The following is a 26,533-nucleotide window of genomic DNA, read 5'->3' as shown; positions in this document are numbered from 1 at the left end:
AGCCTCGCTGGGGCTCGACAGCTGCTACGGGATTGGGGCGATTTTTGTGATCGGGTTAAAACTTCTCGAGGGTGCGGCGACTGGCGCTGGTCTCACGCACAATTTCTTTGGGCTTGTAAGCGCAATACCCCGGCCGCGGACCGATTTTTGGATGGTTGCGGCAAGTATCCGGGCGCTTTTCATAAATAGTGCACAGACGGCTCTTACGATCCAGGTACAGGCAATCGTTGTTGCTCATGCGCTGGAGGGTGAAGATCTCGGTCTTCTGGCTGTAACGCTCGACGATCCCTTCCTTCTGCAGGCGCTTGGCGATGTTTTTCGCCGGCTCGCCGCGCTCGAACTCGTCGACGATGCCGATGCGGATCAGATCCTTGATCTTGACCTCGACCGGCAAGGTGCAGCAGCTCGACACGCAGGAACCGCACATCGGGGCAGAATATTTGGCCCAGGTATCGAGGCGGTCGATCTCCGCGGCGGCGATCAGGTTGGACTTCATCATCGGTTGTTACCAGCGTGTGCATCAGGGCGCGCGATCATACCGGGACTGGTGGATTTTTGAACAACCTTTCGCCAGTTTTTTTCAGGATTACCCAATAATTGCTGTTAATCCGGCACGGCCCCTGCATTGATTCAGGTACATGACAATGTAATGCCGGCCTATCTCGCACTATCAGGAAAAACTGCCGAACCAGAGCCCATACCGCCTGTCAGACCGTCTAGGCTCAGACAACTCAAAGCTCGCTCGAGGTCCTATCGATGACTCAAGAACCACTTGTTCGCGAAGCAGAGGTGGCCGCATTCCGCGACGCCGTCTTGACCAAACTCACCTACGCGGTGGGCAAAGACCCGGATCACGCCTTCGACCACGACTGGTTCGAAGCTATTGCGCTGGCAGCGCGCGACCACATGGTCGAGCACTGGATGGATCACACGCGGCAGATCTACCGCAAAGGCCAGAAGCGGGTTTACTACCTCTCCCTGGAATTTCTCATCGGCCGCTTGCTCTACGACAGCCTGAGCAACCTCGGCCTGCTCGACGTTGCCCGCGAAGCGTTGACCGAACTCGGTGTCGACCTGGAACGCATTCGCCTGCTGGAGCCCGATGCGGCCCTGGGCAACGGTGGCCTCGGTCGCCTGGCTGCGTGCTTCATGGAAAGCATGTCGACCCTCGGCATCGCCGGTCATGGTTATGGCATTCGTTATGAGCACGGCTTGTTCCGCCAGGCGATCGTCGATGGCTGGCAACAAGAGCAGACCGAACACTGGCTGGATTTCGGTAACCCGTGGGAGTTCGAACGCCCAGAAGTGGTCTACCCGATCGGCTTTGGCGGCAGCGTCGAAACCGTCACCGACGAAGCCGGCAAGACCAAGCAAGTCTGGACCCCGGCGGAAACCGTACGGGCGATTGCCTATGACACTCCGGTGGTCGGCTGGCGCGGTGCGAGCGTCAACACCCTGCGCCTGTGGCGTGCCCGCGCCGTCGAAGATTTGCACCTGGAACGCTTCAACGCCGGTGACCACTTGGGCGCTGTGGCCGAAGTGGCCCGGGCCGAAAGTATTTCCCGCGTCCTGTACCCGGCGGACAGCACCGAAGCCGGCCAGGAATTGCGCCTGCGTCAGGAATACTTCTTCGTCGCCGCGTCCCTGCAGGATTTGCTGCGTCGCCATCGCAACATGCACACCTCGGTGTTGACCCTGGGCGACCATGCGGCGATCCAGCTCAACGACACTCACCCGTCGATCGCCGTAGCCGAGCTGATGCGTCAACTGGTCGATGTCTACGATGTCGCGTGGGATGCCGCGTGGCAGGTCACGGTCGATACGCTGTCGTACACCAACCACACGCTGTTGCCGGAAGCCCTGGAAACCTGGCCGGTCGGTTTGATGGAACGCATGCTGCCACGGCACATGCAGATCATCTATCTGATCAACGCCCAGCACATCGACTCGCTGCGGGCCAAAGGCATTCACGATTTCGACGTGCTGCGCGCTGTCTCGCTGATCGAAGAGGACAACGGCCGCCGCGTGCGCATGGGCAACCTGGCGTTCCTCGGTTCCCACAGCGTCAATGGCGTGTCCGCATTGCACACGCAGCTGATGCGCAAAACCGTGTTTTCCGAACTGCACAAGCTCTACCCGGAACGGATCAACAACAAAACCAACGGCATCACCTTCCGCCGCTGGCTCTACCAGGCCAACCCCGAACTCACGTCGATGCTGGTCGATGCCCTCGGGCCGGACTTGCTGGATAACCCGGAAGAGCGCTTGCTTGATCTGGAGCCGTTCGCCGACAAGACCGCTTTCCGCAAAGCCTTCGCCGATCAGCGTCTGCACAGCAAGAAAGCCTTGGCCTATCTGATCCATGAACGGCTGGGCATCGCGGTCAACCCGGCGGCGATGTTCGACGTGCAGGTCAAGCGGATCCACGAATACAAACGCCAGTTGCTCAACCTGATGCACACGGTTGCGCTGTATCAGGCGATTCGTGCCGAGCCGGAAATCGACTGGGTACCGCGAGTAAAAATCTTCGCGGGCAAGGCTGCGGCCAGTTATCACCAGGCCAAGTTGATCATCAAGCTGACCAACGACATCGCCCGGGTGGTCAACAATGATCCGACCGTGCGCGGTTTGCTCAAGGTGGTGTTCTTGCCTAACTACAACGTCAGCCTGGCGGAAAGCATTATTCCGGCGGCGGATTTGTCGGAGCAGATTTCCACCGCAGGCTTCGAGGCGTCGGGCACCAGCAACATGAAGTTCGGCCTCAACGGCGCGCTGACTATCGGCACGCTCGATGGCGCCAACGTCGAAATGTGTGAGCGCATTGGCGCCGAGCACATGTTCATCTTCGGCCTCAGTGCGCAGCAGGTTGAAGCGCGCAAGCAAAACCACGAGTTCAACGCTGCACCGGATATTGCCGCGTCCCATCGTCTAAATGACGTGCTGCAAGCGATTCGCGGCGGGGTGTTCTCGCCGGATGATCCGTCCCGTTACACCGGGTTGATCGATTCGCTGGTGGACTACGACCGCTTCCTGGTTTGCGCCGATTTCGACTCTTACTGGGACGCGCAGATGCGCGTTGAGGCGCACTGGCACGATTCCCAGGAATGGTGGCGTTCGGCGGTGTTGAACACCTCGCGCATGGGCTGGTTCTCGTCGGATCGGACGATTCGTGAGTACGCCACGGAAATCTGGAAGGCTTTGGAGTAACTTTTAGCAATAATTACGAGCAAGGCCCAACGCCTGTTGGGCCGGATCGATATACTAAGCGCCAACTTCACCCTTGTGGGAGCGGGCTTGCTCGCGAAAGCGGTCTATCAGTTGACTGATACGACGCCTTCGCGAGCAAGCCCGCTCCCACATTGGGTTTGTGGTGCAGATGCAATCTGCTCTCACACTGGAATCCGGGTGTCTGGTCACTAGACTCAGCCAGAGGCTGTTGTACCCGGAATCGCCCCATCGCGGGGCCACTTAGGGATATCGACCATGCAATGGATCTTGATGCTGATTGGTTTGGCGCTGGGCTGGATGCTCGATGAGTCGTTCAGCGATGCGCTGTTGGGCGCGCTGCTCGGGTTGGGCATCGGCCAGGCCTTTCGCATTGGCCGCTTGAGTTCGCAATCGGCCCGGCAACGCGTGCTGCTTGAACAGGCACAGGTGGCGCTGAATGCGGTGCAGCAACGTCTGGCGTTGTTGGAGGTGTCCGGCGTCAAAGCGCCCGAAGCCAGTCCGCCAGAAGCGATTCACCCTGAAGTCAGCGAGCCCGCTGCACCCCCGGAATTCATTCTCGACGACATCCCTGTCCAAACCCCGGAACTGATCTGGGAACTCCCGCCCGAACTAGAACCGATCACCGCCGCCGCCAGCGAAGCCAGCCGTCCGCTGCCCGCCGATGTGTGGACCCCGGAACCGGTCGCCCGCGAACCCCGAAAACCCGCCGCACCTCGCGAACCCAACATTTTCGACCGCGCCGTCACCGGTGCGCGCAACTGGCTGTTCGGTGGCAACACCGTGCTGCGAGTCGGTGTGGTGCTGTTGTTCCTCGGTCTGGCGTTCCTGCTGCGCTACGCCACCGAAGGCATGGTGGTGCCGATCGAAATGCGTTACGCCGGGGTCGCCGCCAGTGCTTTGGGCTTGCTCGCCTTGGGCTGGTGGCTGCGCCATCGCAACAACCATTACGCGTTGATGTTGCAAGGCACCGGGATTGCCGTGTTGTACCTGACGGTGTTCGCCGCGATGCGCTTGCACCCGCTGCTCGACCCGACGGCAGCCCTGGGCCTGCTGGTGGCGGTGACGGTGTTCTCGGCGATTCTGGCAATCACCCAGGATTCCCTGGCATTGGCCTGCGCCGCTGCATTGGGCGGTTTCGCCGCGCCGATCCTGACCTCCACCGGCGCCGGCAACCACGTCGCGCTGTTCAGTTACTTCGCGTTGCTCAACACCGGCATCCTCGCCATCGCCTGGTTCAAGGCGTGGCGACCGCTCAACCTGATCGGCTTTGTCGGCACGTTCGGCATCGGCTTCGCTTGGGGCCTGCGCTCCTACACGCCTGAGTTGCTGTGGAGCACTGAACCGTTCCTGATTCTGTTCTTCCTGATGTACCTGGGCATCGGCCTATTGTTTACCCGGCGCAAGCTGTTGGAAATGACCGACGCCCCGGCGGACGATGATCGCCAGGCGCTGCTGAATTGGTCAGCGCGCAAGGGCGATTACGTCGACGGCACGATGCTGTTCGGGCCGCCGCTGGTGGGCTTCGGTTTGCAGTTCGCGTTGGTCCAGCATCAGGAATTCGCCGCTGCTTTCAGCGCGCTGGCGCTGGGCATGATCTACATGGGCCTGGCGCGTTTGCTGATGGGTGGTCGAGCGTTGTTGTTGGCGGAAACCTGTCTGGCGCTGGGCGTGATCTTCGCCAGTCTGGCGATTCCGCTGGGGCTCGACGCACGTTGGACCGCTGCGGCCTGGGCCGTGGAAGGCGCGGGGATCTTCTGGCTCGGCCTGCGTCAGCAACGACCGCTGGCCCGTGCCTTTGCCTTGTTGTTGCAACTGGGTTCGGCACTGGCGTTTCTCAGCGAATTGCAGCCCGGCGAAGGCAGCCTGCTGGACGGTTCATGGCTGGGCGCGTTGATGCTTGGCGTGGCGTTGCTGTTCAGCTTTTACCAACTGCGCAAAGCCTTGCCGGAGCAGGCGTCGGCGTGGGAGCGCCAGGGCCTGCCAGTGTTGGCGTGTCTCGGCCTGACCTTCCTTTATCTGCTGGCGCCGTTGTTCTTCCTGACTCACGGCACGGCGATCAGTTGGGCGCTGGCCGGGTTGGCGACGCTGTTCGTTGGTTTGCGCCTGCAATCGCGCACGTTTCTGTTCACCGCGTTTGCCGTGCAATTGCTCGGCGGTGCGTTGTTCCTGTTGCGCCTGAAAGGGGCGAGCGGGGATTCCGCTGCTGTGTTCAGCGCCGGATGGAGCGGGCTGCTTAGCGGCTCGCTGATTGGCCTGGCGTTGATCGCCGGCATGTTGCTCGCAGCCCGTGACGAGATGGTGCGCAACGATGTCCGGTTGCTGCGCGGTTTGTCGGTGGTGCTGCTCGCCGGTCTGGTGCTGATCAACCTCGCGGTGCTGTTTGTGCTGCCATGGCAAACCGCGAGTGCGGTGTGGGCGGCCAGCGGGTTGTTCATCATCTGGCTGAGTCTGTACCTCAAGCAGCGCGTGAGTTTTGTCTTTGGCCTGCTGTTGCAAGTGATCGGCGGCGCTGCATTCCTGTACGCAGGGCCGGATCTGCTGGGGCCGTTGGTCAGTGAAGGTTTGAAACCTCTGGCCCACAGCGGTTTCTGGACACCGCTGGTGCTTGGCCTGGCTGCGCTGGTCGGTGCCTGGCGCTTGCAGTTGGGTAATCACGCGTCGGCGTTCGATGCGTTGAGCCTGAATCGCTTGTCCGAATTGCTGCTGGTGTGGGGCGTGGGTTGGTGGGCGCTGGCGTGGATCAGTGAAGTGCTGCGCTTTGCTCCGGTGAATCTGCAAGCGACGTTGCTGCTGGCTGTTGCGGCGCTGAGTGTGGCGCTGTGGACGCTGTTGTCGCTGCGATTGAAATGGCCGTCGTTGGGCCTGGTCTGCACCTTCCTGATTCCGGCGGCGGGGCTGGTCTTGCTCTCTTCGTGGCATTCGCGTTATCACCCGGCGGCCGACTTTGGCTGGCTGGTGTGGGCCGCGGTGTTCGTCGTGCACTTCATTTCCCTGCGGCGTTTGGCGCCGATGCTGCCGACGCGCGCCCTCAGCACCGCGCATGTGCTCGGCTGCTGGCTGTTGATCGGTGTGCTGGCGCTGGAGTTGCGTTACGGCTTGCTGCTGTTGTCCGAGCAGTACAACGCCTGGCGCTGGTTGGGCTGGGCGATTCTGCCGAGCCTGTATCTGGTGCTGGCCGCCGCGCCGCGCAACTTCCCATGGCCGGTATCGGCGTATTCCCGGGAGTACCGCGTCTACGCCGCCGCGCCGCTGGCCTTGCTGATGCTCGGCTGGTTCTGGCTGGCGAACGGTGTCAGCGACGGCACCGCCGAGCCGCTGCCGTATGTGCCGCTGATCAACCCGCTGGAATTGGGCCTGCTGTTTGCGCTGTTCGGCGTTTACGTGTGGTCGCGCAGCGCGGTGACGCAATTTGCCTTGCCGAAGGTGTACGCAGAGAACGCTACGCAACTGATCGCCGGTGCTTCGCTGTTCGTGTTTTTCTCCGCCGTGGTCACGCGCACCGCGCACCATTGGGGTGGTGTGCCGTTCGAGCTGGATCAACTGCTGGCGTCGATGCAGGTGCAGGCTGGTCTGTCGATCGTCTGGACCTTGATGGCGCTGGGCTTGATGATCGGTGGTCATCTGCGCCATCGCCGTGAAGTCTGGCTGATCGGCGCTGCGCTGATTGGTGTGGTGGTGGCCAAACTGTTCTTTGTCGAATTGAGTAACCGTGGCGGACTTGCGCGGATCGTCTCGTTTATCGGCGTTGGCGTGCTGTTGCTGGTGGTGGGCTATTTCGCCCCGCTGCCGCCCAAGCGTGCCGAGGCTGCGCCGGAGTCTGAAAGTCCGGCCCCTGAAACCGAAGGAGTGTCCTCTTGAGTCAGAAGCTGAACCTGGGTTGGTTGGGCGCTGTTGCGATGGGCGTGGTGCTGTCGGCCAGCGCCCAGGAGAAACCTTCGGACTTCAGCACTCAGGTGCCGTTGTCCGTGAGCGGCGAAGGGCCGTGGTATCGCCTTGAACTGCCGCTGAGCGTGCAACTGAACGCGCGGCAGACCGATCTGAGCGACGTGCGCGTGTTCAACGCGGCCGGTGAAGCTCAGGCTTATGCCTTGGCCCGGGAAACCGCGCAATCCGCCGAAAACCGCAGCACCACTGACGTGAAGTGGTTCCCGCTGTACAGCTCGGCGGACGCCACCGAGCGCGCGCCGAGTGTGCGCGTGCAATCGAGTGCCAACGGCACGCTGGTGGAAGTGCAGCCGTCCACTCAGTTGGAGGCGGGGGAAGAAGTGTTGCGTGGCTGGTTGCTCGACGCCAGCGGGATCAAGGCGCCGTTGCAGCAGTTGATCCTCGACTGGACCAGCGAGCGCGATGGCTTCCAGCGGTTCAGCATCGAAGCCAGCGACGACTTGCAGCATTGGCAGTCGTGGGGCGAAGGGCAGGTGGCGCGGTTGTCGTTTGCCGATGAGCGGGTCGAGCAACACGAAGTCGGTCTGCCGGGGCAATCGGCGCGTTATCTGCGTTTGTTGTGGAACTCTCCACAGTCGGCGCCGGTGCTGACCTCGGCGCAACTGGAAAGCGCCAGCACCCGCAGCCTGCCGTTGCCGTTGGTCTGGTCGCAACCGTTGGCCGGCAGCCGCTTGAAGGACGGCGAATACACCTGGCAATTACCGATGGGGCTGAATCTCGAGCGGGTGCAGGTCGAGTTGAGCCAGCCCAACAGTTTGGCGCCGGTGACCCTGTCCGGTCGTCGCGAAAGCAGTTTGCCGTGGCAGTCGCTGAGCGGCGGTCTGCTCTATCGCCTGACTCAGAATGGTCAGGACGTGGTGCAGAACGAACTGCAGCTGTCGGGGCAAACCGTGCAGCAATTGAAACTGACTGTGGATGAACGCGGCGGTGGCCTGGGCACTGAAGCACCGACCGTGAAATTTGCCGTGCGCTCGACGCAAGTGGTGTTCCTGGCGCGTGGCGCCGGGCCGTATACGCTGGCGCTGGGCAGTGCGACGGTGAAGACGGCGAACTTGCCGTTGTCGACGTTGATCCCGGATTACAGCCCGGCGAAGTTCGCGGCCTTGGGCAAGGCTACGGTTGATAGCGGGGCGGCGGTAACGCAGGCGCCGACGGCGGTGGCTGCTGCGACGGCTGACACCAACTGGAAGAAATTCGGGTTGTGGGCGGTGTTGTTGCTGAGCGTGCTGTTTCTGGCGGTGATGGCCTTCAGTCTGCTGCGCAAGCCGCCGGTCAAACCCTGAGAATGGCTGGCACTGCGCGCCATTCGCGGGCAAGCCTCGCTCCTACAGGGACCGCGCTCTTCTGTAGGAGCGAGGCTGGCGCCGCGAAGGCGATTTGTCAGCCGGTAAAGATGCCGGTTTCGAACTACGCTAAACCCCGCACATGAACTCTATTGGGTGTATCACGTCTGATAGGAGGAAATGCGCCCCGACTCGCGTTAAACTGCGCGGGTTTTTAGCCCCCCATTCCACCGGAGCCTTCCATGTCCCGCGTTACCCTGAGTCGCTATTTGATTGAGCAGACCCGTAGCAACAACACCCCTGCCGATCTGCGTTTCCTGATCGAAGTGGTGGCGCGCGCCTGTAAAGAAATCAGCCACGCCGTCTCCAAGGGCGCCCTCGGTGGTGTTCTGGGCAGCATGGGCACTGAAAACGTCCAAGGCGAAGTGCAGAAGAAGCTCGATGTGATGTCCAACGACATCCTGCTCGAAGCCAACGAATGGGGCGGTCACCTGGCCGGCATGGCGTCCGAAGAAATGGACAATGCCTACCAGATCCCGGGCAAATACCCGAAAGGTGCCTACCTGCTGGTATTCGACCCACTGGACGGTTCGTCGAACATCGACATCAACGCGCCGGTCGGTACGATCTTCTCGGTGCTGCGTTGCCCGAACGAATACCTGACCCAGAACGAGCCTTTGAACGAAAAGGCCTTCCTGCAGCCAGGGACTCAGCAGGTTGCCGCCGGATATGCGATTTACGGTCCACAGACCATGCTGGTGCTGACCCTGGGCAACGGCGTCAAAGGCTTCACCCTGGACCGTGAAATGGGCAGCTTCGTACTGACCCACGAAGACATCACGATCCCGGAATCCACCCAGGAATTCGCGATCAACTCGTCCAACCAGCGTCACTGGGAAGCCCCGGTACAACGCTACGTCGGCGAATTGCTGGCAGGCGATGAAGGTCCGCTGAAAAAGAACTACAACATGCGTTGGGTGGCTGCGATGGTTGCCGACGTGCACCGCATCCTGACCCGTGGCGGTCTGTTCATGTACCCGCGCGACAGCCGCGAGCCATCCAAGCCGGGCAAGCTGCGTTTGATGTACGAAGCCAACCCGATGTCGTTCCTGGTCGAACAAGCCGGCGGCGCGTCCACCGATGGTCACCAGCGCATTCTCGACATCCAGCCGGACGGCCTGCACCAGCGCGTAGCGGTGTTCCTGGGCTCGAAAGAAGAAGTCGCACGCGTCACGGCTTACCACAAGGAATAAACCCATGACCGCGCCTTGGCAGCCGTTGCTCGAATGGTGGTTCGGATCAGCCGAAGCCCCCAACGACGTAGCGGCTGACAGGGAAAAGTTATGGTTTGGCAAGCACGACAGCCAGGACCTCGAAGCGCGCGAGCGTTTCGGGGACTGGGTCGAGCAGGCACTGGCCGGCGGTTTGACCGACTGGGCGCAACGCCCCGAAGGTTGGCTGGCCTTGGTGCTGCTACTCGACCAACTCCCGCGAATGATCTTTCGCGACACCCCCAAATCCTTCTCTGGCGATCTCCGGGCCCAAGCCCTGGTGGCGCAAGGCATTGCTGCGGATTTCGATCGGCAGTTAAAGCCGATCCAGAGGGTTTTCATCTACCTGGTGTTCGAGCATTGCGAAAACCTGGCAGTGCAGAACGAGGCGGTTTCGCGGTTTATCGCGCTGGTTGATGAACAGCCGGAAGGGGATCGGGCGGTGTTCGCCGATAACCTGGACTATGCCGAGCGGCATCAAAAGGTGATTGCGCGGTTTGGACGGTTTCCGCATCGCAATGGGGTGTTGGGGCGGGAGTCTACGGCTGAGGAAATTGAGTTTTTGAATGGGCCAGGATCGCGTTTTTGAAGGGGTGGAGGCTATCGCCGTTTTGAGGGTGACTCCATCTCGTCGAGCTCAGCGAATACGTCTTCCACGTCTCTGATTTTTCCTTGTGCAATTTCTTCTGCACCCATAGCAAGGATTGCAAGCAATGCAATCTGCTCGCCTTGAGAAAAATCATTGTCTCTATCCATAAGCTGGCAGTCACTCATCTGGCGTGTTTTGTCTGAAAGGCGGGGCGCTTGATCTTACGAGGCTTCCGAGTCGAACGCAGCTTCTGAGGCTGTAGATTACATTTCAAATTCTCTGCGCGGCTCAAGACGCTTTCGCGGGCAAGCCTCGCTCCTACAGGTAACGCGCTGTAATCCTGTAGGAGCGAGGCTTGCCCGCGAAGGGGCCCTCAAAAATGGCTTAGATCCTGAAACTACCCACCAACTGCTTCAACCGCGCAGCCTGCTGCTCAAGGTCCGAGCAAGCGCGCAATGTGGCTTGCAAGTTCTCCACACCTTCCTGGTTCAGCGTGTTGATCTCGGTGATGTCGACGTTGATCGACTCCACCACGGCAGTCTGTTCTTCGGTTGCGGTGGCCACGGACTGGTTCATGCCGTCGATTTCACCGATACGCTGCGTCACGCTGCCCAGGCGTTCGCCGGCCTGGTTGGCGATGCCTACGCTGCTTTCGCTCTGGCGCTGGCTGTCGGTCATGGTACTTACAGCTTCCCGGGCGCCGACTTGCAGCTCTTCGATCATCTTCTGCACTTGCTGCGCTGAATCCTGGGTGCGGTGGGCGAGGTTGCGCACTTCATCGGCAACTACCGCGAAACCGCGACCGGCTTCACCGGCACGTGCGGCTTCAATCGCAGCGTTGAGCGCCAGCAAATTGGTCTGCTGGGAGATGCTGGTGATCACTTCCAGAATCTGCCCGATGTTCACCGTGTTGCTGTTGAGCGTCTCGATGTTGCCGCACGAATCGCTGATCTTCGCCGACAGCTGCTGCATCGCTGCGATGGTTTTATCCACCACTTGCTGACCGTCTTCGGCCAGGGCGCGGGCGTCGCTCGAATGCTGGGAGGCGAGGGCGGCGTTCTGGGCGATTTCCTGGGCAGCGGCGCCTAGCTCGTTGATAGCGGCAGCCACGCTGCTGGTGCGCGAGGATTGCTGGTCGGAGTTGTACATCGACGAGTTGGAGGCGGCGACCACCCGCAAGGCGACTTCGTTGACCTGGCCGGTGGCCGAGGCGACTTCGCGGATCGAGGTGTGGATCCGCTCCACAAAACGGTTGAACGACGTGCCCAGCGCGCCGAATTCATCATGGCCGTGGATGGTCAGGCGTTTGGTCAAATCGCCTTCACCTTCGGCGATGTCATGCATCGCGCGACCCATGGTCAGCAGCGGTTGCATCAGGAAACTGATCAGCATGCCCAGCAGCGCAATGATGATCACCACGGCGATGACCATGGCGATGATCGCCGAGGTGCGGAACTCGCTGAGCATCGCGAACGCGGTTTCCTGGTCCAGCACCAGCGCCACGTACCAGTCGGCCGACGGCACGCCGTTGACGTGGGTGAAGGAGATGAACTGGGACTTGCCGTCGAGCTCGACTTCTTTCAGGCCCGGGCTGACCTTCGGCGCGCCGTTCGGGTAGGCCTCGGCGAGGGTCTTGAGCACCAGTTTGCTGTCCGGGTGGATCAGGATCTTGCCGTCGGCGCTGACGATAAACGCGTGGCCGTGACCGCCGAAGTTCAGCGAGTTGATGATCGCGCTGACGCTGGACAGGTCAATGTCCGCACCGGCGACGCCGATCATCTTGTTCTCATGCTGCACGGGCGTGGCGACAGTGATCACCAGTTTGCCGGACGAGGCGGCGATGTACGGTTCGGTGACGATGGTTTGCCGCGCACTGTCGGCGGCTTTGTACCAGCCACGGGCACGCGGGTCGTAGTCGGCGGCACGGTTGCCGGCCGGAATCGAGGTCATCACGCCTTCGGTGCTGCCGAAGTAGCTCAACTGGAAATTGCCGGTGTAGGCCGGCAGGTCGATGGCGCGTTTCAGGCTGGCCGGAGCGCTGCCATCCACGGCGATCTGCTGGGACAGCGATTGCAGCAACTGGATGCGGCTTTCCAGCCAGGTCTGGATGTTACTGGTGGTCAGACTGCCGAGTTCCTGCATTGAAGACTCGGTACTGCTGCGCAGGGTCTGGCGCTGGCGGTAGTCGTTGAAGAGGATGAAGCACGCGAATGCAACGGCCACTACGAGGGCAGCAGCCAGCAAGATCTTGTGGCTGAACTTCATGTTTCTGGTCATTAAATGAGCTACCGCGGAGGGGGCTGGTCAACAAGGGGCGTCAATTTGCCACAGTGGCCGACTTAACGCTGCTGTTATGTCGACCGGTCAGCGCCAAAGATTAGGCGACTTTCTGCAAATACCGACGAAATGCCCAATAGGGCGAGAAAGTGGCTGATTTATCGAAAAAACCCAGACGAGTGGCTTAATAAATAGCCGGGCGGTCGGGGAACCAGATAGGGGTTTTCTCTTCTAAGCTTCAGCTTGGCACCTGCCAACCCCCTTCGCTCCAGGAGCTACACCATGTCGCTGCGATCTATCGCCTTGCTCTCGTTCTGCGTGTTGTTGGTCGCATGCAGCAAGGTCAATCAGGAGAACTACTCCAAGCTGTCGGCCGGCATGGCCAAGGCCGAGGTTGAAACCTTGCTGGGCAAACCCGCCGATTGTTCGGGCGCGCTTGGTATGTCCAGTTGCACTTGGGGCGACAAAAACAGCTTTATCAGCGTGCAGTACGCCGGTGACAAAGTGCTGATGTTTTCCGGCCAAGGCCTGAAGTAAACCGGGGCGATGCGCCCACGGGAGAAAAACAATGAAGCGGTTATTGATAGTTCTTTTCGCTGGCCTGGTATTGGCTGGCTGCGCCTCTTCTGGTGTAGATCCGTTAGCACCCAAGACGGCCAACAGCGTCAACCTCAAGCGTTACCAGGGCACCTGGTACGAGTTGGCCCGCCTGCCGATGTACTTCCAGCGCAACTGCGCGCAATCCGAAGCGCATTACACCCTCAAGCCGGACGGTAATGTGGCGGTGCTCAACCGCTGCCTGACGCCGGACTGGCAATGGGAAGAGGCCAAGGGCACGGCTTATCCACAGGTGCCGGGCAAGACCGACAAGCTATGGGTCGAGTTCGACAACTGGTTTTCGCGGCTGATTCCGGGTGTGGCGAAGGGCGAATACTGGGTGCTGTACGTCAGCGATGACTACAAGACCGCCATTGTTGGCGACCCGAGCCGCAAGTATCTGTGGCTGCTGTCCCGGACCCCAACGGTCAACGGTGTGGTGCGTGAAGAACTGCTGAGCAAGGCGCGTCAGCAGGGCTACGACACGACGCGACTGATCTGGCGTGCGTCGGATACGAAGATGGCCAAGACCTCGAACTGACGGCTAGCGCATCACCCATGTGGGAGCGGGCTTGCTCGCGAAAGCGGTTGTTCATTCAACATTGATGTTGACTGACACAACGCCTTCGCGAGCAAGCCCGCTCCCACATTTGGTTTTGTGTTAGCCCAAAAGGTCGCGCAGGACTTGGGTGAACGCCCGGTTGCTTTCTTCTTCGCCGGCATGGCGCCCGTCACGCACAACCCACTGGCCATTAACCAGCACATCACGCACCTGGCGATCACCGCCAGCGAATAGCCAGCGATTCAAAATCCCGTCACCACTGGCCGTCGCCAGGTACGGATCATTACCGTCCAGCACCAACCAATCCGCCCGCTTGCCGACTTCCAACGCACCAATCGGCTGCCCCAGCGCCTGAGCGCCGCCATCCAGCGCGGCGTCATACAGCGTGCGGCCAACCATCGGCTGCTCCGCGCCATACAAACGATTACGCCGCTGATCACGCAGCCGCTGGCCGTATTCCAGCCAGCGCAATTCTTCCACCACGCTCAATGACACATGGCTGTCGGACCCGATGCCCATGCGTCCGCCCTGGGCGAGGAAATCAACGGCGGGGAAAATCCCGTCGCCGAGGTTGGCTTCGGTAGTCAGGCACAGGCCGGCGATGGCGCGACTCTTGGCCATCAGCGTGACTTCTTCCGGGTTGGCGTGGGTCGCGTGGACCAGGCACCAGCGCTGATCGACTTCGGTGTTTTCGTACAGCCATTGCAGCGGACGGCGGCCGCTCCAGCTCAGGCAGTCATCGACTTCCTTCTGCTGCTCGGCGATGTGAATGTGCACCGGGCATTGTTTGTCGCTGGCTGCCAACACTTCGCTGATCTGCTGCGGGGTGACCGCGCGCAACGAGTGGAAACACAAACCAAGCGATTGCGCCGGTTGCTGCACCAGGATCGGCTGCAAACGCGACTGAAGCTTGAGGTAGTTTTCGGTGCTGTTGATAAAGCGCCGCTGGCCATCGTTCGGGGCCTGGCCACCGAAACCGGAATGACTGTAGAGCACCGGCAACAGGCTCAAACCAATACCGGCCGAGCTCGCGGCCTGGCTGATGCGCAGCGCCAGTTCGGCCGGGTCAGCGTAAGGCTGGCCATCGGTGTCGTGGTGCACGTAATGAAATTCCGCGACCGAGGTGTAACCGGCCTTGAGCATTTCTATGTACAGCTGACGGGCGATAACGCCGAGTTGGTCCGGGCTGATTTTTCCGACGAGGCGATACATCAAATCGCGCCAGGTCCAGAAACTGTCGTTCGGATTGCCCGCCACTTCCGCCAGCCCAGCCATGGCTCGCTGGAAGGCGTGGGAGTGCAGATTCGGCATGCCCGGCAGCACCGGACCGCTTAGCCGTTCGGCGCCATCTGCGTGGGAATCGGCCTGGATATGGGTCAAGACGCCATCGGCGCTGACCTCAAGACGTACATTGTTGGCCCATCCACTAGGCAGCAGCGCGCGTTCAGCAAAGAAGGCGGACATGGTTCAGCACCCCATCGTGTGTTATTTGTATATACATATACAGACGTTTGCCTGCTCGGTAAACTCCGGCAAGCTAGCAACCTATTCCAAACGAACAAGGATTAACCGTGCCGACTCCGCCTGCAGTGTCACCGTTGGCCGCGAACATGGGCGACAGTCCGGCGCCCTTGTACGCCCGCGTCAAACAGATGATCACCCAGCAAATCGACAGTGGAAACTGGCCGCCGCACTACCGCGTTCCGTCGGAAAGCGAGCTGGTCAATCAACTGGGTTTCAGCCGCATGACCATCAACCGCGCCCTGCGCGAGATGACCGCCGACGGTCTGTTGGTGCGCATGCAAGGTGTCGGCACGTTTGTCGCCGAGCCGAAAAGCCAATCCGCCCTGTTTGAAGTGCACAACATCGCCGACGAAATCGCCTCGCGCGGTCATCGCCATACTTGCCAGGTCATCACGCTGGAAGAAGAGGCCGCCGGTTCCGAGCGCGCCCTGGCCCTGGACATGCGCGAAGGGCAGAAGGTGTTTCACTCGCTGATTGTGCATTTCGAAAACGACATTCCGGTGCAAATTGAAGACCGTTTCGTCAACGCGCTGGTGGCGCCGGACTACCTCAAGCAGGACTTCACCCTGCAAACGCCTTACGCCTACCTCAACCAGGTCGCGCCGCTGACCGAGGGTGAGCACGTGGTCGAGGCGATACTGGCTGAAGCCTCCGAGTGCAAATTGCTGCAGATTGAAAAGGGCGAGCCGTGCCTGCTGATCCGTCGCCGCACCTGGTCCGGCCGTCAGCCAGTGACCGCCGCCCGTTTGATCCACCCCGGTTCCCGTCATCGTCTGGAAGGTCGGTTCCATAAATGAAAATGAAGGTTTTACGCGCCAAAGATTACCCGCGCATGCCGTGGAAAAACGGCGGCGGCAGCACTGAAGAAATCACCCGCGATGCGGGTACGGGCCTCGATGGTTTCGGCTGGCGCCTGTCGATTGCCGATATCGGTGAATCGGGCGGCTTCTCGACGTTCGCCGGCTATGAGCGCGTGATCACCGTGCTGCAGGGCGACGGCATGACCCTGCGCGTCGATGGCCAGAACACACGGCCATTGTTACCGCTGGACCCATTTGCCTTTAGCGGTGAGAGCCAGGTGTCGTGCGCCTTGCTCGGCGGGCCGATTCGCGATTTCAACCTGATCTACGCGCCGCAGCGCTACAGCGCACGGTTGCAGTGGCTGGAAGGCGAGCAGCGGTTTTTCAGTTCGGCCGGGACTGTGCTGGTGTTCAGTGTCGCCGAAGCGCTGGACGTGAAAGTGAGTAACAGCGACGCACAATTGGGTCGCCATGATTGCCTGCAACTTGATGGTAATGCTGGTTTGCTGGAAGTCTCCAGTAACGGCCAATGCTGCGTGATTGAGCTGACTGCACGCTGATTCAAGATTTTTAAAAGATCGCAGCCTCGTTTCACTCGACAGCTCCTACAGGATGAGCGCCATCCCGCGTAGGAGCTGTCGAGTGAAACGAGGCTGCGATCTTTTGCTTTCCGACGTTCCCCAAAGCGCACCACTTTGTTACCGAACGCCCCAGCGTGGCGCAAAACCACGCTCCAGTAACAGCTGTCACCTCCGCGCAAAAATCCCCCCGAAAAATTTCATCTTCATCAAACCCTTGATCTACAGGCTTTCCAGCTCTGCCAAAACTTTTCTTGAATGCCCATCCAATAAGTTGGCCGCTTGATTGCATATGCTTGTATGTACAAGTAAAGACGTATGCGTATGAGTCGACCGAGACTCCTCGCAGCGTCCACTGATTCGCTTGTGGCGCAACGACGCGCACAGGCTGGCTTGCCCACTGCCAGGGTTGGTTTGAATTGATCGCTGAGGAGTCTTTTTCGTGACTGACAATAAGCCCACTAAGTACCGTGACGTAGAAATCCGCGCCGCCCGCGGCAACAAGCTGACCGCCAAGAGCTGGCTGACTGAAGCGCCGCTGCGCATGTTGATGAACAACCTCGACCCGGAAGTCGCCGAGAACCCTAAAGAATTGGTGGTTTACGGTGGTATCGGTCGTGCGGCGCGTAACTGGGAATGCTACGACAAGATCGTCGAAAGCCTGACCAACCTGAATGACGACGAGACCCTGCTGGTGCAATCCGGCAAGCCGGTCGGCGTGTTCAAGACCCACACCAATGCACCTCGCGTACTGATCGCCAACTCCAACCTGGTGCCACACTGGGCGAGCTGGGAACACTTCAACGAACTCGACGCCAAAGGCCTGGCCATGTACGGCCAGATGACCGCCGGCAGCTGGATCTACATCGGCAGCCAGGGCATCGTCCAGGGCACCTACGAAACCTTCGTCGAAGCCGGTCGCCAACACTACAACGATGACCTGAAAGGTCGTTGGGTCCTGACCGCCGGCCTCGGCGGCATGGGCGGTGCTCAGCCTCTTGCTGCAACGTTGGCCGGCGCTTGCTCGCTGAACATCGAATGCCAGCAGGTCAGCATCGATTTCCGCCTGAACAGCCGTTACGTCGACGAACAAGCCACCGACCTCGACGACGCGCTGGCCCGCATCGAGAAATACACCAAAGAAGGCAAGGCGATCTCCATCGCACTGCTGGGCAACGCGGCGGAAATCCTGCCGGAACTGGTCAAGCGCGGCGTGCGCCCGGATATGGTCACCGACCAGACCAGCGCCCACGACCCGCTCAACGGTTACCTGCCGGCCGGCTGGACCTGGGAAGAGTATCGCGCTCGCGCCAAGACCGAGCCTGCTGCCGTGGTCAAAGCCGCCAAGCAATCGATGGCCGTGCACGTTAAAGCGATGCTCGAATTCCAGAAAATGGGCATTCCAACCTTCGACTACGGCAACAACATCCGTCAGATGGCCCAGGAAGAAGGCGTGGAAAACGCATTCGACTTCCCAGGCTTCGTACCGGCTTACATCCGTCCGCTGTTCTGCCGTGGCATCGGTCCATTCCGTTGGGCCGCACTGTCGGGTAACGCGGAAGACATCTACAAGACCGACGCCAAAGTAAAAGAACTGATCCCGGACGACGCCCACCTGCACAACTGGCTGGACATGGCCCGCGAGCGCATCAGCTTCCAGGGTCTGCCGGCACGTATCTGCTGGGTTGGCCTGGGCCTGCGCGCCAAGCTCGGCCTGGCGTTCAACGAAATGGTGCGCAGCGGTGAATTGTCCGCGCCAATCGTGATCGGTCGCGACCATCTGGACTCCGGTTCGGTCGCCAGCCCGAACCGCGAAACCGAGTCGATGCAGGACGGTTCCGACGCTGTGTCCGACTGGCCACTGCTCAACGCCCTGCTCAACACCGCGAGCGGCGCGACCTGGGTTTCCCTGCACCACGGCGGCGGCGTCGGCATGGGCTTCTCCCAGCACTCGGGCATGGTGATTGTCTGTGACGGTACCGACGAAGCGGCCGAGCGTATCGCTCGCGTGCTGCACAACGACCCGGCGACTGGCGTTATGCGTCACGCCGATGCGGGTTACCAGATCGCGATCGACTGCGCCAAGGAACAAGGCCTGAACCTGCCGATGATCACCGGCAAATAAAAACAGGCTTTGCCCTGATGCAAAACCCTGTAGGAGCTGCCGAAGGCTGCGATCTTTTGATCTTGAAAAGATCGCAGCCTCGTTTCACTCGACAGCTCCTACAGGGGATCACACCCACACCGACAACAATCCACAGAGGTTGAATCATGGCTGTTAACAGCGATCGTGCAGGCAGTAAACCGTTGATCGAGAAGCGCTCGATCGACTACATCCCGGAAGCGGAAAGACACGGTCGTCTGTTGAGCCAGTTCACATTGTGGATGGGTGCCAACCTGCAAATCACCGCCATCGTGACGGGCGCTCTCGCCGTCGTACTCGGTGGTGATGTGTTCTGGTCGTTGATCGGTTTGCTGATCGGGCAACTGCTCGGCGGCGGCGTGATGGCGTTGCATGCCGCGCAAGGGCCCAAGCTTGGCCTGCCGCAGATGATCTCCAGCCGCGTGCAGTTCGGTGTTTACGGTGCGGCCATCCCGATCGTGCTGGTGTGTCTGATGTACCTCGGCTTCACCGCGACGGGGACGGTGCTTTCCGGCCAGGCCCTGGGCCAGTTGTTTGGCGTCAGTGACACCGTCGGTATCCTCATCTTCGCCAGTGTCATCGTGCTGGTCACGGTGCTCGGTTATCGGGTGATCCATTGGATTGGCCGTATTGCCAGTGTCATTGGTGTGATTGCCTTTGTTTACCTGTTCAGTCGCCTGATCAGCCAGACTGACGTTGGCGCACTCCTGCAAATCCGCCACTTCAGCTGGAGCAGCTTCCTGCTGGCGGTGTCGCTCGCGGCGTCCTGGCAGATCGCATTCGGTCCTTACGTGGCTGACTATTCGCGCTACCTGCCGAGCAAGACTTCCTCGGTCAAAACCTTTTTCGCCGCCGGTGCGGGTTCGGTGATTGGCGCACAGGTGGCGATGATCCTCGGCGTGTTTGCCGCTGCGTCGGCCAACGGGCAATTCGTCGGTCACGAAGTGGCCTACATCGTGGGTCTTGGCGGTACCGGTGCCACTGCTGCGTTGCTGTATTTCAGCATCGCGTTCGGCAAGGTCACCATCTCCACGCTGAACTCCTACGGCAGCTTCATGTGCATTGCGACCATCATCAGCGGCTTCCGTGGTGAGCTGAAGGTCACGCGCTTGCAGCGTCTGGTCTTCGTGCTGGTCATCGTCGGTGCTGCGACCCTGATGGCGCTGCTCGGTCAGCACTCGTTCCTCGGTGCGTTCAAGTCCTTCATCCTGTTCCTGCTCGCATTCTTTACACCATGGAGCGCGATCAACCTGGTGGACTACTACTGCATCACCCGTGAGCGCTATGACGTGCCGGCGCTGGCCGATCCAAACGGTCGCTACGGCCGCTGGAACATGCTCGGTATCAGCATCTATGTGTTCGGCGTGCTGGTGCAGTTGCCGTTCATTTCCACCAAGTTCTATACCGGTCCGCTGGTGGCAGCTTTGGGCGATGTGGATATTTCCTGGATCATCGGTCTGGTGCTTCCCGCAGCCCTTTATTACGTGTGCGCCAAAAAATGGCACGGCACCGTGCCCGATCAACTGATTCTGCCGGTCGAGCAGGACAGCGTTGTACAACCTAAAACAAGCGGGGCCGGTCGCGCTGCGGCGCAGGCCTGATTGGACGTGGACAGGGCTGGATGCCTCTTGACTGCCGTAAGCCAACTCATGATTAGGAGCGTCACAACAATGAAATCGAACAAGACCCTGCTGACCACATTGCTTTCCATGGGCCTGCTGGCCAGCGCCGGAGCCACCCAGGCAGCCGGTTGGTGCGAGTCGGGCAAACCGGTGAAATTCGCCGGCCTGAACTGGGAAAGCGCCATGCTGCTGACCGACGTGCTGCAAGTCGTGTTGGAGAAAGGCTACGACTGCAAGACCGACAGCTTGCCTGGCAACTCCATCACTATGGAAAACGCCCTGAGCAGCAACGACATCCAAGTGTTTGCCGAAGAGTGGGTCGGCCGCAGCGAAGTCTGGAACAAGGCTGAGAAGGCCGGCAAAGTCGTCGGCGTCGGCGCTCCGGTTGTGGGGGCAATCGAAGGTTGGTACGTGCCGCGCTACGTGATCGAAGGCGATGCCAAGCGCAAGCTGGAACCCAAGGCACCGGACCTGAAAAACATCGCTGACCTGGCCAAATATTCGGCCGTGTTCAAGGATCAGGAAGAGCCATCCAAGGGGCGTTTCTACAACTGCCCGGCCGGCTGGACCTGTGAACTCGACAACAGCGAAATGCTGAAAAGCTACGGTCTGGAAAGCACCTACACCAACTTCCGCCCAGGCACTGGTCCGGCGCTGGATGCGGCGGTGCTGTCGAGCTACAAGCGTGGCGAGCCGATCCTGTTCTACTACTGGTCGCCAACACCGCTGATGGGTCAGGTTGACCTGGTCAAACTCGAAGAGAAGCCAGGCGTGGACAAAAGCGTGACCATCAAGGTCGGCCTGTCCAAGACCTTCCACGACGAAGCCCCGGAACTGGTGGCCGTGCTGGAAAAGGTCAACCTGCCGATCGACATCCTCAACCAGAACCTCGGGCGCATGACCAAAGAGCGGATCGAATCGCCAAAACTGGCCAAGATCTTCTTGAAGGAACATCCTGAAGTTTGGCACGCGTGGGTGAGCGAAGACGCAGCCAAGAAAATCGACGCGGCCTTGTAGGTTAGGCCTCTCCGACTGTCGGCAACGGCAGTCGGACGCTTGATCGCAACCCCTTGATTGAGAGTCTCTTATGTTTCCCGAAAGCTTTACCTTTTCCATCGCCGACTGGGTCAACGGTTGGGTCGATTCGCTGGTCACCAACTACGGCGACGTGTTCCGGCACATCTCCGACACCCTGTTGTGGGCCATCGTCAATCTTGAAGGCATGCTGCGTGCCGCACCGTGGTGGCTGATGCTCGCCATCGTGGCCGGCATTGCCTGGCACGCGACCCGTAAAGTGCTGACCACCGCCGTGATCGTCGGGCTGCTGTTTCTGGTGGGTGCGGTCGGCCTGTGGGACAAGCTGATGCAGACCCTCGCGCTGATGATGGTGGCGACGGTCATTTCGGTGCTGATCGGCATTCCGCTGGGCATTCTCTCGGCGCGCAGCAATCGCCTGCGTTCGGTGCTGATGCCGTTGCTGGACATCATGCAGACCATGCCGAGTTTCGTGTACCTGATCCCGGTGCTGATGCTGTTCGGCCTGGGCAAGGTCCCGGCGATTTTCGCCACCGTGATCTACGCCGCGCCACCGCTGATCCGCCTGACCGACCTGGGCATCCGCCAGGTAGACGGTGAAGTGATGGAAGCGATCAACGCCTTCGGTGCCAACCGTTGGCAGCAACTGTTCGGCGTGCAACTGCCGCTGGCCCTGCCGAGCATCATGGCCGGGATCAACCAGACCACCATGATGGCCCTGTCGATGGTAGTTATCGCCTCGATGATCGGTGCCCGTGGCCTGGGCGAAGACGTGTTGGTGGGGATTCAGACCCTCAACGTCGGACGTGGCCTTGAGGCCGGTCTGGCGATCGTGATTCTGGCAGTGGTGATCGACCGCATTACTCAAGCGTATGGTCGGCCACGGCATGAGGTGAGCAAATGAACGACGCAACCGTGAGCAAAATCGAAGTCAAAAACGTCTTCAAGATTTTCGGCAACCGTTCCAAGGAAGCGCTGGGCATGATTGGCCAGGGCAAGACCAAGGACCAGGTGCTGGCCGAAACCGGCTGCGTGGTCGGCGTGAATGACTTGTCCCTGAGCATCGGCACTGGCGAGATCTTCGTGATCATGGGCCTGTCGGGTTCCGGCAAATCGACCCTGGTGCGTCACTTCAACCGCCTGATCGACCCGACCAGCGGCGCGATCCTGGTGGACGGCGTGGACATCCTGCAATACGACATGGAAGCCCTGCGCGAATTTCGCCGGCACAAGATCAGCATGGTGTTCCAGAGCTTCGGCCTGCTGCCGCACAAGACCGTGGTGGACAACGTCGCCTACGGCTTGAAAGTGCGTGGCGAGAGCAAGCAAATGTGCTCCGAACGCGCGCTGCACTGGATCAACACCGTGGGCCTCAAGGGCTACGAAAACAAATACCCGCACCAGCTCTCGGGCGGCATGCGCCAACGTGTAGGCCTGGCCCGCGCCCTGGCGGCGGACACCGACATCATCCTGATGGACGAAGCGTTCAGCGCCCTCGACCCGCTGATTCGCGCCGAGATGCAGGACCAGTTGCTGGAACTGCAAAAGACCCTGCACAAGACCATCGTCTTCATCACCCACGACCTCGACGAGGCCGTGCGCATCGGCAATCGCATTGCGATTCTCAAGGACGGGCGCCTGATCCAGGTCGGCACGCCAAGAGAGATCCTGCACTCGCCGGCGGATGAGTATGTCGACCGGTTCGTGCAGCGGCGGGCGGCGGTGGTTTGACAATGAATGATGGCGAGATTGCTTTTGTGGCGAGGGAGCTTGCTCCCGCTCGAGCGCGAAGCGGTCGCAGATTTTTTGGGGCAGCTTCGCAGCCCAGCGGGAGCAAGCTCCCTCGCCACAGGTGTCATGCGTTCAAGAATTTTGTATGAGGTCAAAGATGTCCCAGGCTGAAAAAATCGTTATCGCCGACGCCCCGTTGCGTTGGCAGGATGTGGTGGCCGTCGCCCGTCATGGCGCGCAGCTTGAGCTGTCGACCGCGACCTGGGCGCGGATCGACAATGCCCAGGCCATCGTCCAGCGCATCGTCGCCAGCGGCGAGCGTGCGTATGGCGTCAACACCGGCCTCGGCGCTTTGTGCAATGTCTCGCTGAAAGACGAACAACTCAGCCAGTTGTCCCGCAACACCTTGCTCAGTCACGCCTGTGGCGTTGGCGTGCCATTGGCCGACGAGCAGACTCGCGCAATCATCTGCGCTGCCATTCGCAACTACAGCCATGGCAAATCCGGCATCCATCGCCGGGTCGTCGAAGCCTTGCTGGCGCTGCTCAATCGCGGCATCACCCCGCAAGTGCCGTCCCAGGGTTCGGTGGGTTACCTGACCCACATGGCCCACATCAGCATCGCGCTTTTGGGTGTCGGCAACGTCAGCTATCGCGGGCAGATCGTCTCCGCGCAACAAGCCCTGGCCGAAGAAGGCCTGGAGCCGGTTCAACTCGGTGCCAAGGACGGTTTGTGCCTGGTCAACGGCACGCCGTGCATGACCGGCCTAAGTTGCCTGGCGCTGGCCGACGCGACGCGTCTGGTGCAATGGGCCGACGTGATCGGTGCCATGAGTTTCGAAGCCCAGCGCGGTCAGATCGCCGCGTTCGACGCCGAGATCATCGCGCTCAAACCGCACCCGGGCATGCAGCAAGTCGGCATCAACCTGCGGGCGTTGCTTGATGGCAGTGAAGTGATTGCTTCGAGCAAAGGCATTCGCACCCAGGATGCGCTGAGCATCCGTTCGATCCCGCAAGTCCACGGCGCCGCTCGCGATCAACTGGAGCACGCCCGGCAGCAGATCGAAATTGAACTCAACTCGGTCACCGATAACCCGATGCTGCTGGGCACGCCGGACAACTATCGCGTGATGTCCCAGGCCAACCCCCACGGTCAATCCGTGGCAATGGCGGCGGATTTGCTGGCGATTGCCATGGCCGAAATCGGCTCCATCGCCGAGCGTCGCCTGGACCGTTTGATCAACCCGCACGTCAGTGGCTTGCCGGCATTCCTGGTGGCCAATCCGGGGGTTAACTCCGGGATGATGATCGTCCAGTATGTCGCCGCTTCGTTGTGTGCGGAAAACCGCCAATTAGCGCAACCGGCGGTGCTCGACAACTACGTGACTTCGGGCCTGCAGGAAGACCATTTGAGCCTGGGCACCAACGCCGCGCTGAAGCTGCATCGCGCCCTTGAAAACGTCACGCAGATCCTCGCCATCGAGTACCTGTTGGCGGCACAGGCGTTTGAATTCTTGAAAGAGCAGCGTTTTGGCGCGGGTACCGATTCGGCGTGGCGTCTGCTGCGCGAACGCGTTCCGGCCTACGACCAGGATCGTTGGCTGGCGCCGGATATCGCCGCCGCTGCCAGCGTGTTGAAAGACCCGATTTTGCTGCACAAGGCTTTACCCAATCTGAACTGAAATCCACAACACCAGCGTGCCAAGGCGCCAGCCCCTCTCACAAAGTCGGGAAGCGACGGACAACGGAATTATCCGGAGCGTCTGGTTAGTTAATAAAAACTCTCAAAAGGAGAATAAAAGTGACTGCGCTAAATTTGATTCCCGGCCAACTGAGCCTTGCCCAACTGCGTGATATCTATCAGCAACCGGTCAAAATCACCCTCGACAACAGCGCTTCGGCCCAGATTGAAGCCAGCGTTGCCTGCGTGGAACAGATCCTCGCCGAGAACCGCACTGCCTATGGCATTAACACCGGTTTCGGCCTGCTGGCCTCGACCCGCATCGCCAGTGAAGACCTGGAAAACCTGCAGCGCTCGCTGGTGTTGTCCCACGCCGCCGGTGTCGGCGAGCCAATCAGCGACGCGCTGGTACGCTTGGTCATGGTGCTCAAGGTCAACAGCCTGAGCCGTGGGTTCTCCGGGATTCGTCGCGTGGTGATCGACGCGTTGATCGCGCTGATCAACGCCGAGGTTTACCCGCACATTCCATTGAAAGGTTCGGTGGGGGCTTCCGGTGACCTCGCGCCTTTGGCCCATATGTCCCTGGTGCTGCTGGGCGAAGGCAAGGCTCGCTACAAGGGCGAGTGGATGGAAGCCACCGAAGCGCTGAAAGTCGCCGGTCTGACTCCGCTGACCCTGGCTGCGAAAGAAGGCCTGGCGCTGCTCAACGGCACTCAGGTTTCTACCGCTTACGCCCTGCGCGGTCTGTTCGAAGGCGAAGACTTGTTCGCCGGTGCCTTGGCCATTGGTGGCATGACGGTTGAAGCGGTATTGGGTTCGCGCTCGCCGTTCGACGCGCGCATTCATGCGGCTCGCGGCCAGAAAGGCCAGATCGACGCCGCTGCCGCTTATCGCGATTTGCTCGGTGAGCGCAGTGAAGTGTCCGCTTCCCACGAGAACTGCGAGAAGGTTCAGGACCCGTACTCCCTGCGCTGCCAGCCGCAAGTCATGGGCGCCTGCCTGACTCAGTTCCGCCAGGCTGCCGAAGTGCTGGCCGTCGAAGCCAACGCCGTTTCCGACAACCCATTGGTTTTCGCCGCTGAAGGCGATGTGATCTCTGGTGGTAACTTCCACGCCGAACCGGTGGCCATGGCCGCTGACAACATGGCGTTGGCCATCGCCGAAATCGGTTCCCTGAGCGAACGCCGCATCTCGCTGATGATGGACAAGCACATGTCGCAACTGCCGCCGTTCCTGGTGGCCAATGGCGGCGTGAACTCCGGTTTCATGATCGCCCAAGTGACCGCAGCGGCACTCGCCAGCGAGAACAAGGCGTTGTCCCATCCGCATTCGGTGGACAGCCTGCCGACTTCCGCCAACCAGGAAGACCACGTGTCGATGGCCCCGGCCGCCGGCAAGCGTCTGTGGGAAATGGCCGAGAACACCCGCGGCGTGCTGGCCGTGGAATGGCTGGCGGCGTGCCAGGGCCTGGATCTGCGTGAAGGCCTGAAGACGTCGACCAAACTGGAAAAGGCTCGGGCCATCCTGCGCGCTGAAGTGCCGTTCTATGAGAAGGACCGGTTCTTTGCCCCGGACATCAATGCGGCGAGCGAGTTGTTGGCGACCCGCTGCCTGAATGAGCTGGTGTCGGCGAAGTTGTTGCCTAGCCTGTAATGGCCTCTTCGCGAG

General features: G+C 60.6%; 19 protein-coding genes and 1 pseudogene. 16 read left to right on the top strand and 4 right to left on the bottom strand.

From position 1 onward, the window contains the following. Nucleotides 1-55: 55 nt before the first annotated feature. The gene (locus NK667_RS25440) at nt 56-496 is read right to left on the bottom strand and encodes a YkgJ family cysteine cluster protein (RefSeq protein ID WP_054054719.1); all 441 of its coding nucleotides are present in this window, start codon (nt 494-496) and stop codon (nt 56-58) included. Nucleotides 497-756: 260 nt separating this feature from the next. On the opposite strand from NK667_RS25440, the gene NK667_RS25435 reads away from it, so the two are divergent. From NK667_RS25435 to NK667_RS25415, 5 genes are all read left to right on the top strand, one after another. After that, a complete protein-coding gene (locus NK667_RS25435; protein WP_054616488.1) occupies nt 757-3,207 on the top strand; it encodes a glycogen/starch/alpha-glucan phosphorylase in 2,451 nt (816 codons plus the stop codon). 276 nt (nt 3,208-3,483) lie between these two features. Beyond that, nucleotides 3,484-7,086: a DUF2339 domain-containing protein gene (locus NK667_RS25430; RefSeq protein WP_054616487.1), complete on the top strand. Its 3,603-nt coding sequence runs from the start codon at nt 3,484-3,486 to the stop codon at nt 7,084-7,086. Then, nucleotides 7,083-8,456, top strand: coding sequence for a DUF3999 domain-containing protein (locus tag NK667_RS25425; RefSeq protein ID WP_054616486.1), 1,374 nt, complete (start codon nt 7,083-7,085; stop codon nt 8,454-8,456). Before NK667_RS25430 ends, NK667_RS25425 begins: the two co-directional genes overlap by 4 nt. A 242-nt stretch (nt 8,457-8,698) precedes the next feature. After that, the gene (locus NK667_RS25420) at nt 8,699-9,709 is read left to right on the top strand and encodes a class 1 fructose-bisphosphatase (protein WP_054616485.1); all 1,011 of its coding nucleotides are present in this window, start codon (nt 8,699-8,701) and stop codon (nt 9,707-9,709) included. 4 nt (nt 9,710-9,713) lie between these two features. Then, nucleotides 9,714-10,316 carry a DUF924 family protein gene (locus tag NK667_RS25415; protein ID WP_054616484.1) on the top strand — a complete coding sequence of 201 codons (603 nt, stop codon included), beginning with the start codon at nt 9,714-9,716 and terminating at the stop codon, nt 10,314-10,316. 384 nt (nt 10,317-10,700) lie between these two features. On the opposite strand, the gene NK667_RS32920 is transcribed toward NK667_RS25415, so the two are convergent. Then, nucleotides 10,701-11,465 (bottom strand): methyl-accepting chemotaxis protein, encoded by a 765-nt coding sequence (locus NK667_RS32920; protein ID WP_413786163.1) that lies wholly within the window; start codon nt 11,463-11,465, stop codon nt 10,701-10,703. A gap of 93 nt (nt 11,466-11,558) precedes the next feature. Beyond that, nucleotides 11,559-12,581 (bottom strand): annotated as a pseudogene (locus NK667_RS32915) (HAMP domain-containing protein); the annotation flags it as partial. Nucleotides 12,582-12,875: 294 nt separating this feature from the next. Between NK667_RS32915 and NK667_RS25405 the strand changes: the two are divergent. Further along, nucleotides 12,876-13,130: a hypothetical protein gene (locus NK667_RS25405; protein ID WP_054054697.1), complete on the top strand. Its 255-nt coding sequence runs from the start codon at nt 12,876-12,878 to the stop codon at nt 13,128-13,130. A gap of 31 nt (nt 13,131-13,161) precedes the next feature. Beyond that, nucleotides 13,162-13,731 (top strand): lipocalin family protein, encoded by a 570-nt coding sequence (locus NK667_RS25400; protein ID WP_054054694.1) that lies wholly within the window; start codon nt 13,162-13,164, stop codon nt 13,729-13,731. 120 nt (nt 13,732-13,851) lie between these two features. Here NK667_RS25400 and NK667_RS25395 read toward each other — a convergent pair whose 3' ends face one another. After that, the gene (locus NK667_RS25395) at nt 13,852-15,216 is read right to left on the bottom strand and encodes a formimidoylglutamate deiminase (protein WP_054616482.1); all 1,365 of its coding nucleotides are present in this window, start codon (nt 15,214-15,216) and stop codon (nt 13,852-13,854) included. A 146-nt stretch (nt 15,217-15,362) separates the two neighbouring features. On the opposite strand from NK667_RS25395, the gene hutC reads away from it, so the two are divergent. The 9 genes from hutC (at nt 15,363) to hutH (NK667_RS25350) (ending at nt 26,518) form a co-directional block, all read left to right on the top strand. Next, nucleotides 15,363-16,073: a histidine utilization repressor gene (hutC, locus tag NK667_RS25390; protein WP_177331472.1), complete on the top strand. Its 711-nt coding sequence runs from the start codon at nt 15,363-15,365 to the stop codon at nt 16,071-16,073. Then, nucleotides 16,070-16,636, top strand: coding sequence for a HutD/Ves family protein (locus NK667_RS25385; RefSeq protein ID WP_054616481.1), 567 nt, complete (start codon nt 16,070-16,072; stop codon nt 16,634-16,636). Before hutC ends, NK667_RS25385 begins: the two co-directional genes overlap by 4 nt. Nucleotides 16,637-17,096: 460 nt before the next feature. After that, a complete protein-coding gene (gene hutU / locus NK667_RS25380; protein WP_054616480.1) occupies nt 17,097-18,779 on the top strand; it encodes a urocanate hydratase in 1,683 nt (560 codons plus the stop codon). 146 nt (nt 18,780-18,925) lie between these two features. Beyond that, nucleotides 18,926-20,398 (top strand): purine-cytosine permease family protein, encoded by a 1,473-nt coding sequence (locus tag NK667_RS25375; RefSeq protein ID WP_054616479.1) that lies wholly within the window; start codon nt 18,926-18,928, stop codon nt 20,396-20,398. Between the two features lie 69 nt (nt 20,399-20,467). Next, on the top strand, nt 20,468-21,436 hold the full coding sequence (locus tag NK667_RS25370; RefSeq protein ID WP_054054682.1) for an ABC transporter substrate-binding protein: 969 nt from the start codon (nt 20,468-20,470) through the stop codon (nt 21,434-21,436). Between the two features lie 70 nt (nt 21,437-21,506). Beyond that, nucleotides 21,507-22,358, top strand: coding sequence for an ABC transporter permease (locus NK667_RS25365; protein ID WP_054616478.1), 852 nt, complete (start codon nt 21,507-21,509; stop codon nt 22,356-22,358). Beyond that, nucleotides 22,355-23,185, top strand: a complete 831-nt coding sequence (locus tag NK667_RS25360; protein WP_054616477.1) for a quaternary amine ABC transporter ATP-binding protein — start codon at nt 22,355-22,357, stop codon at nt 23,183-23,185. The genes NK667_RS25365 and NK667_RS25360 overlap by 4 nt, the downstream gene beginning before the upstream one ends. Before the next feature lie 157 nt (nt 23,186-23,342). Further along, the gene (gene hutH, locus NK667_RS25355) at nt 23,343-24,866 is read left to right on the top strand and encodes a histidine ammonia-lyase (protein WP_054616476.1); all 1,524 of its coding nucleotides are present in this window, start codon (nt 23,343-23,345) and stop codon (nt 24,864-24,866) included. Nucleotides 24,867-24,985: 119 nt separating this feature from the next. Continuing rightward, nucleotides 24,986-26,518 (top strand): histidine ammonia-lyase, encoded by a 1,533-nt coding sequence (gene hutH, locus NK667_RS25350; protein ID WP_054054677.1) that lies wholly within the window; start codon nt 24,986-24,988, stop codon nt 26,516-26,518. Nucleotides 26,519-26,533: the final 15 nt, after the last annotated feature.

The sequence above is a fragment of the Pseudomonas nunensis genome, from assembly GCF_024296925.1.
Lineage (GTDB): Bacteria > Pseudomonadota > Gammaproteobacteria > Pseudomonadales > Pseudomonadaceae > Aquipseudomonas > Aquipseudomonas nunensis.
The sequence above is the reverse complement of the archived record's forward strand: the minus strand, read 5'-3'. Positions and strand labels throughout refer to the sequence as shown.

Coding starts and splice junctions, on each gene's coding strand:
- NK667_RS25440 (WP_054054719.1), bottom strand. CDS start 496: ATGAAGTCCAACCTGATCGCCGCCGCGGAGATCGACCGCCTCGATACC.
- NK667_RS25435 (WP_054616488.1), top strand. CDS start 757: ATGACTCAAGAACCACTTGTTCGCGAAGCAGAGGTGGCCGCATTCCGC.
- NK667_RS25430 (WP_054616487.1), top strand. CDS start 3,484: ATGCAATGGATCTTGATGCTGATTGGTTTGGCGCTGGGCTGGATGCTC.
- NK667_RS25420 (WP_054616485.1), top strand. CDS start 8,699: ATGTCCCGCGTTACCCTGAGTCGCTATTTGATTGAGCAGACCCGTAGC.
- NK667_RS25415 (WP_054616484.1), top strand. CDS start 9,714: ATGACCGCGCCTTGGCAGCCGTTGCTCGAATGGTGGTTCGGATCAGCC.
- NK667_RS32920 (WP_413786163.1), bottom strand. CDS start 11,465: ATGTACAACTCCGACCAGCAATCCTCGCGCACCAGCAGCGTGGCTGCC.
- NK667_RS25405 (WP_054054697.1), top strand. CDS start 12,876: ATGTCGCTGCGATCTATCGCCTTGCTCTCGTTCTGCGTGTTGTTGGTC.
- NK667_RS25400 (WP_054054694.1), top strand. CDS start 13,162: ATGAAGCGGTTATTGATAGTTCTTTTCGCTGGCCTGGTATTGGCTGGC.
- NK667_RS25395 (WP_054616482.1), bottom strand. CDS start 15,216: ATGTCCGCCTTCTTTGCTGAACGCGCGCTGCTGCCTAGTGGATGGGCC.
- hutC (WP_177331472.1), top strand. CDS start 15,363: ATGGGCGACAGTCCGGCGCCCTTGTACGCCCGCGTCAAACAGATGATC.
- NK667_RS25385 (WP_054616481.1), top strand. CDS start 16,070: ATGAAAATGAAGGTTTTACGCGCCAAAGATTACCCGCGCATGCCGTGG.
- NK667_RS25375 (WP_054616479.1), top strand. CDS start 18,926: ATGGCTGTTAACAGCGATCGTGCAGGCAGTAAACCGTTGATCGAGAAG.
- NK667_RS25370 (WP_054054682.1), top strand. CDS start 20,468: ATGAAATCGAACAAGACCCTGCTGACCACATTGCTTTCCATGGGCCTG.
- NK667_RS25365 (WP_054616478.1), top strand. CDS start 21,507: ATGTTTCCCGAAAGCTTTACCTTTTCCATCGCCGACTGGGTCAACGGT.
- NK667_RS25360 (WP_054616477.1), top strand. CDS start 22,355: ATGAACGACGCAACCGTGAGCAAAATCGAAGTCAAAAACGTCTTCAAG.
- hutH (WP_054616476.1), top strand. CDS start 23,343: ATGTCCCAGGCTGAAAAAATCGTTATCGCCGACGCCCCGTTGCGTTGG.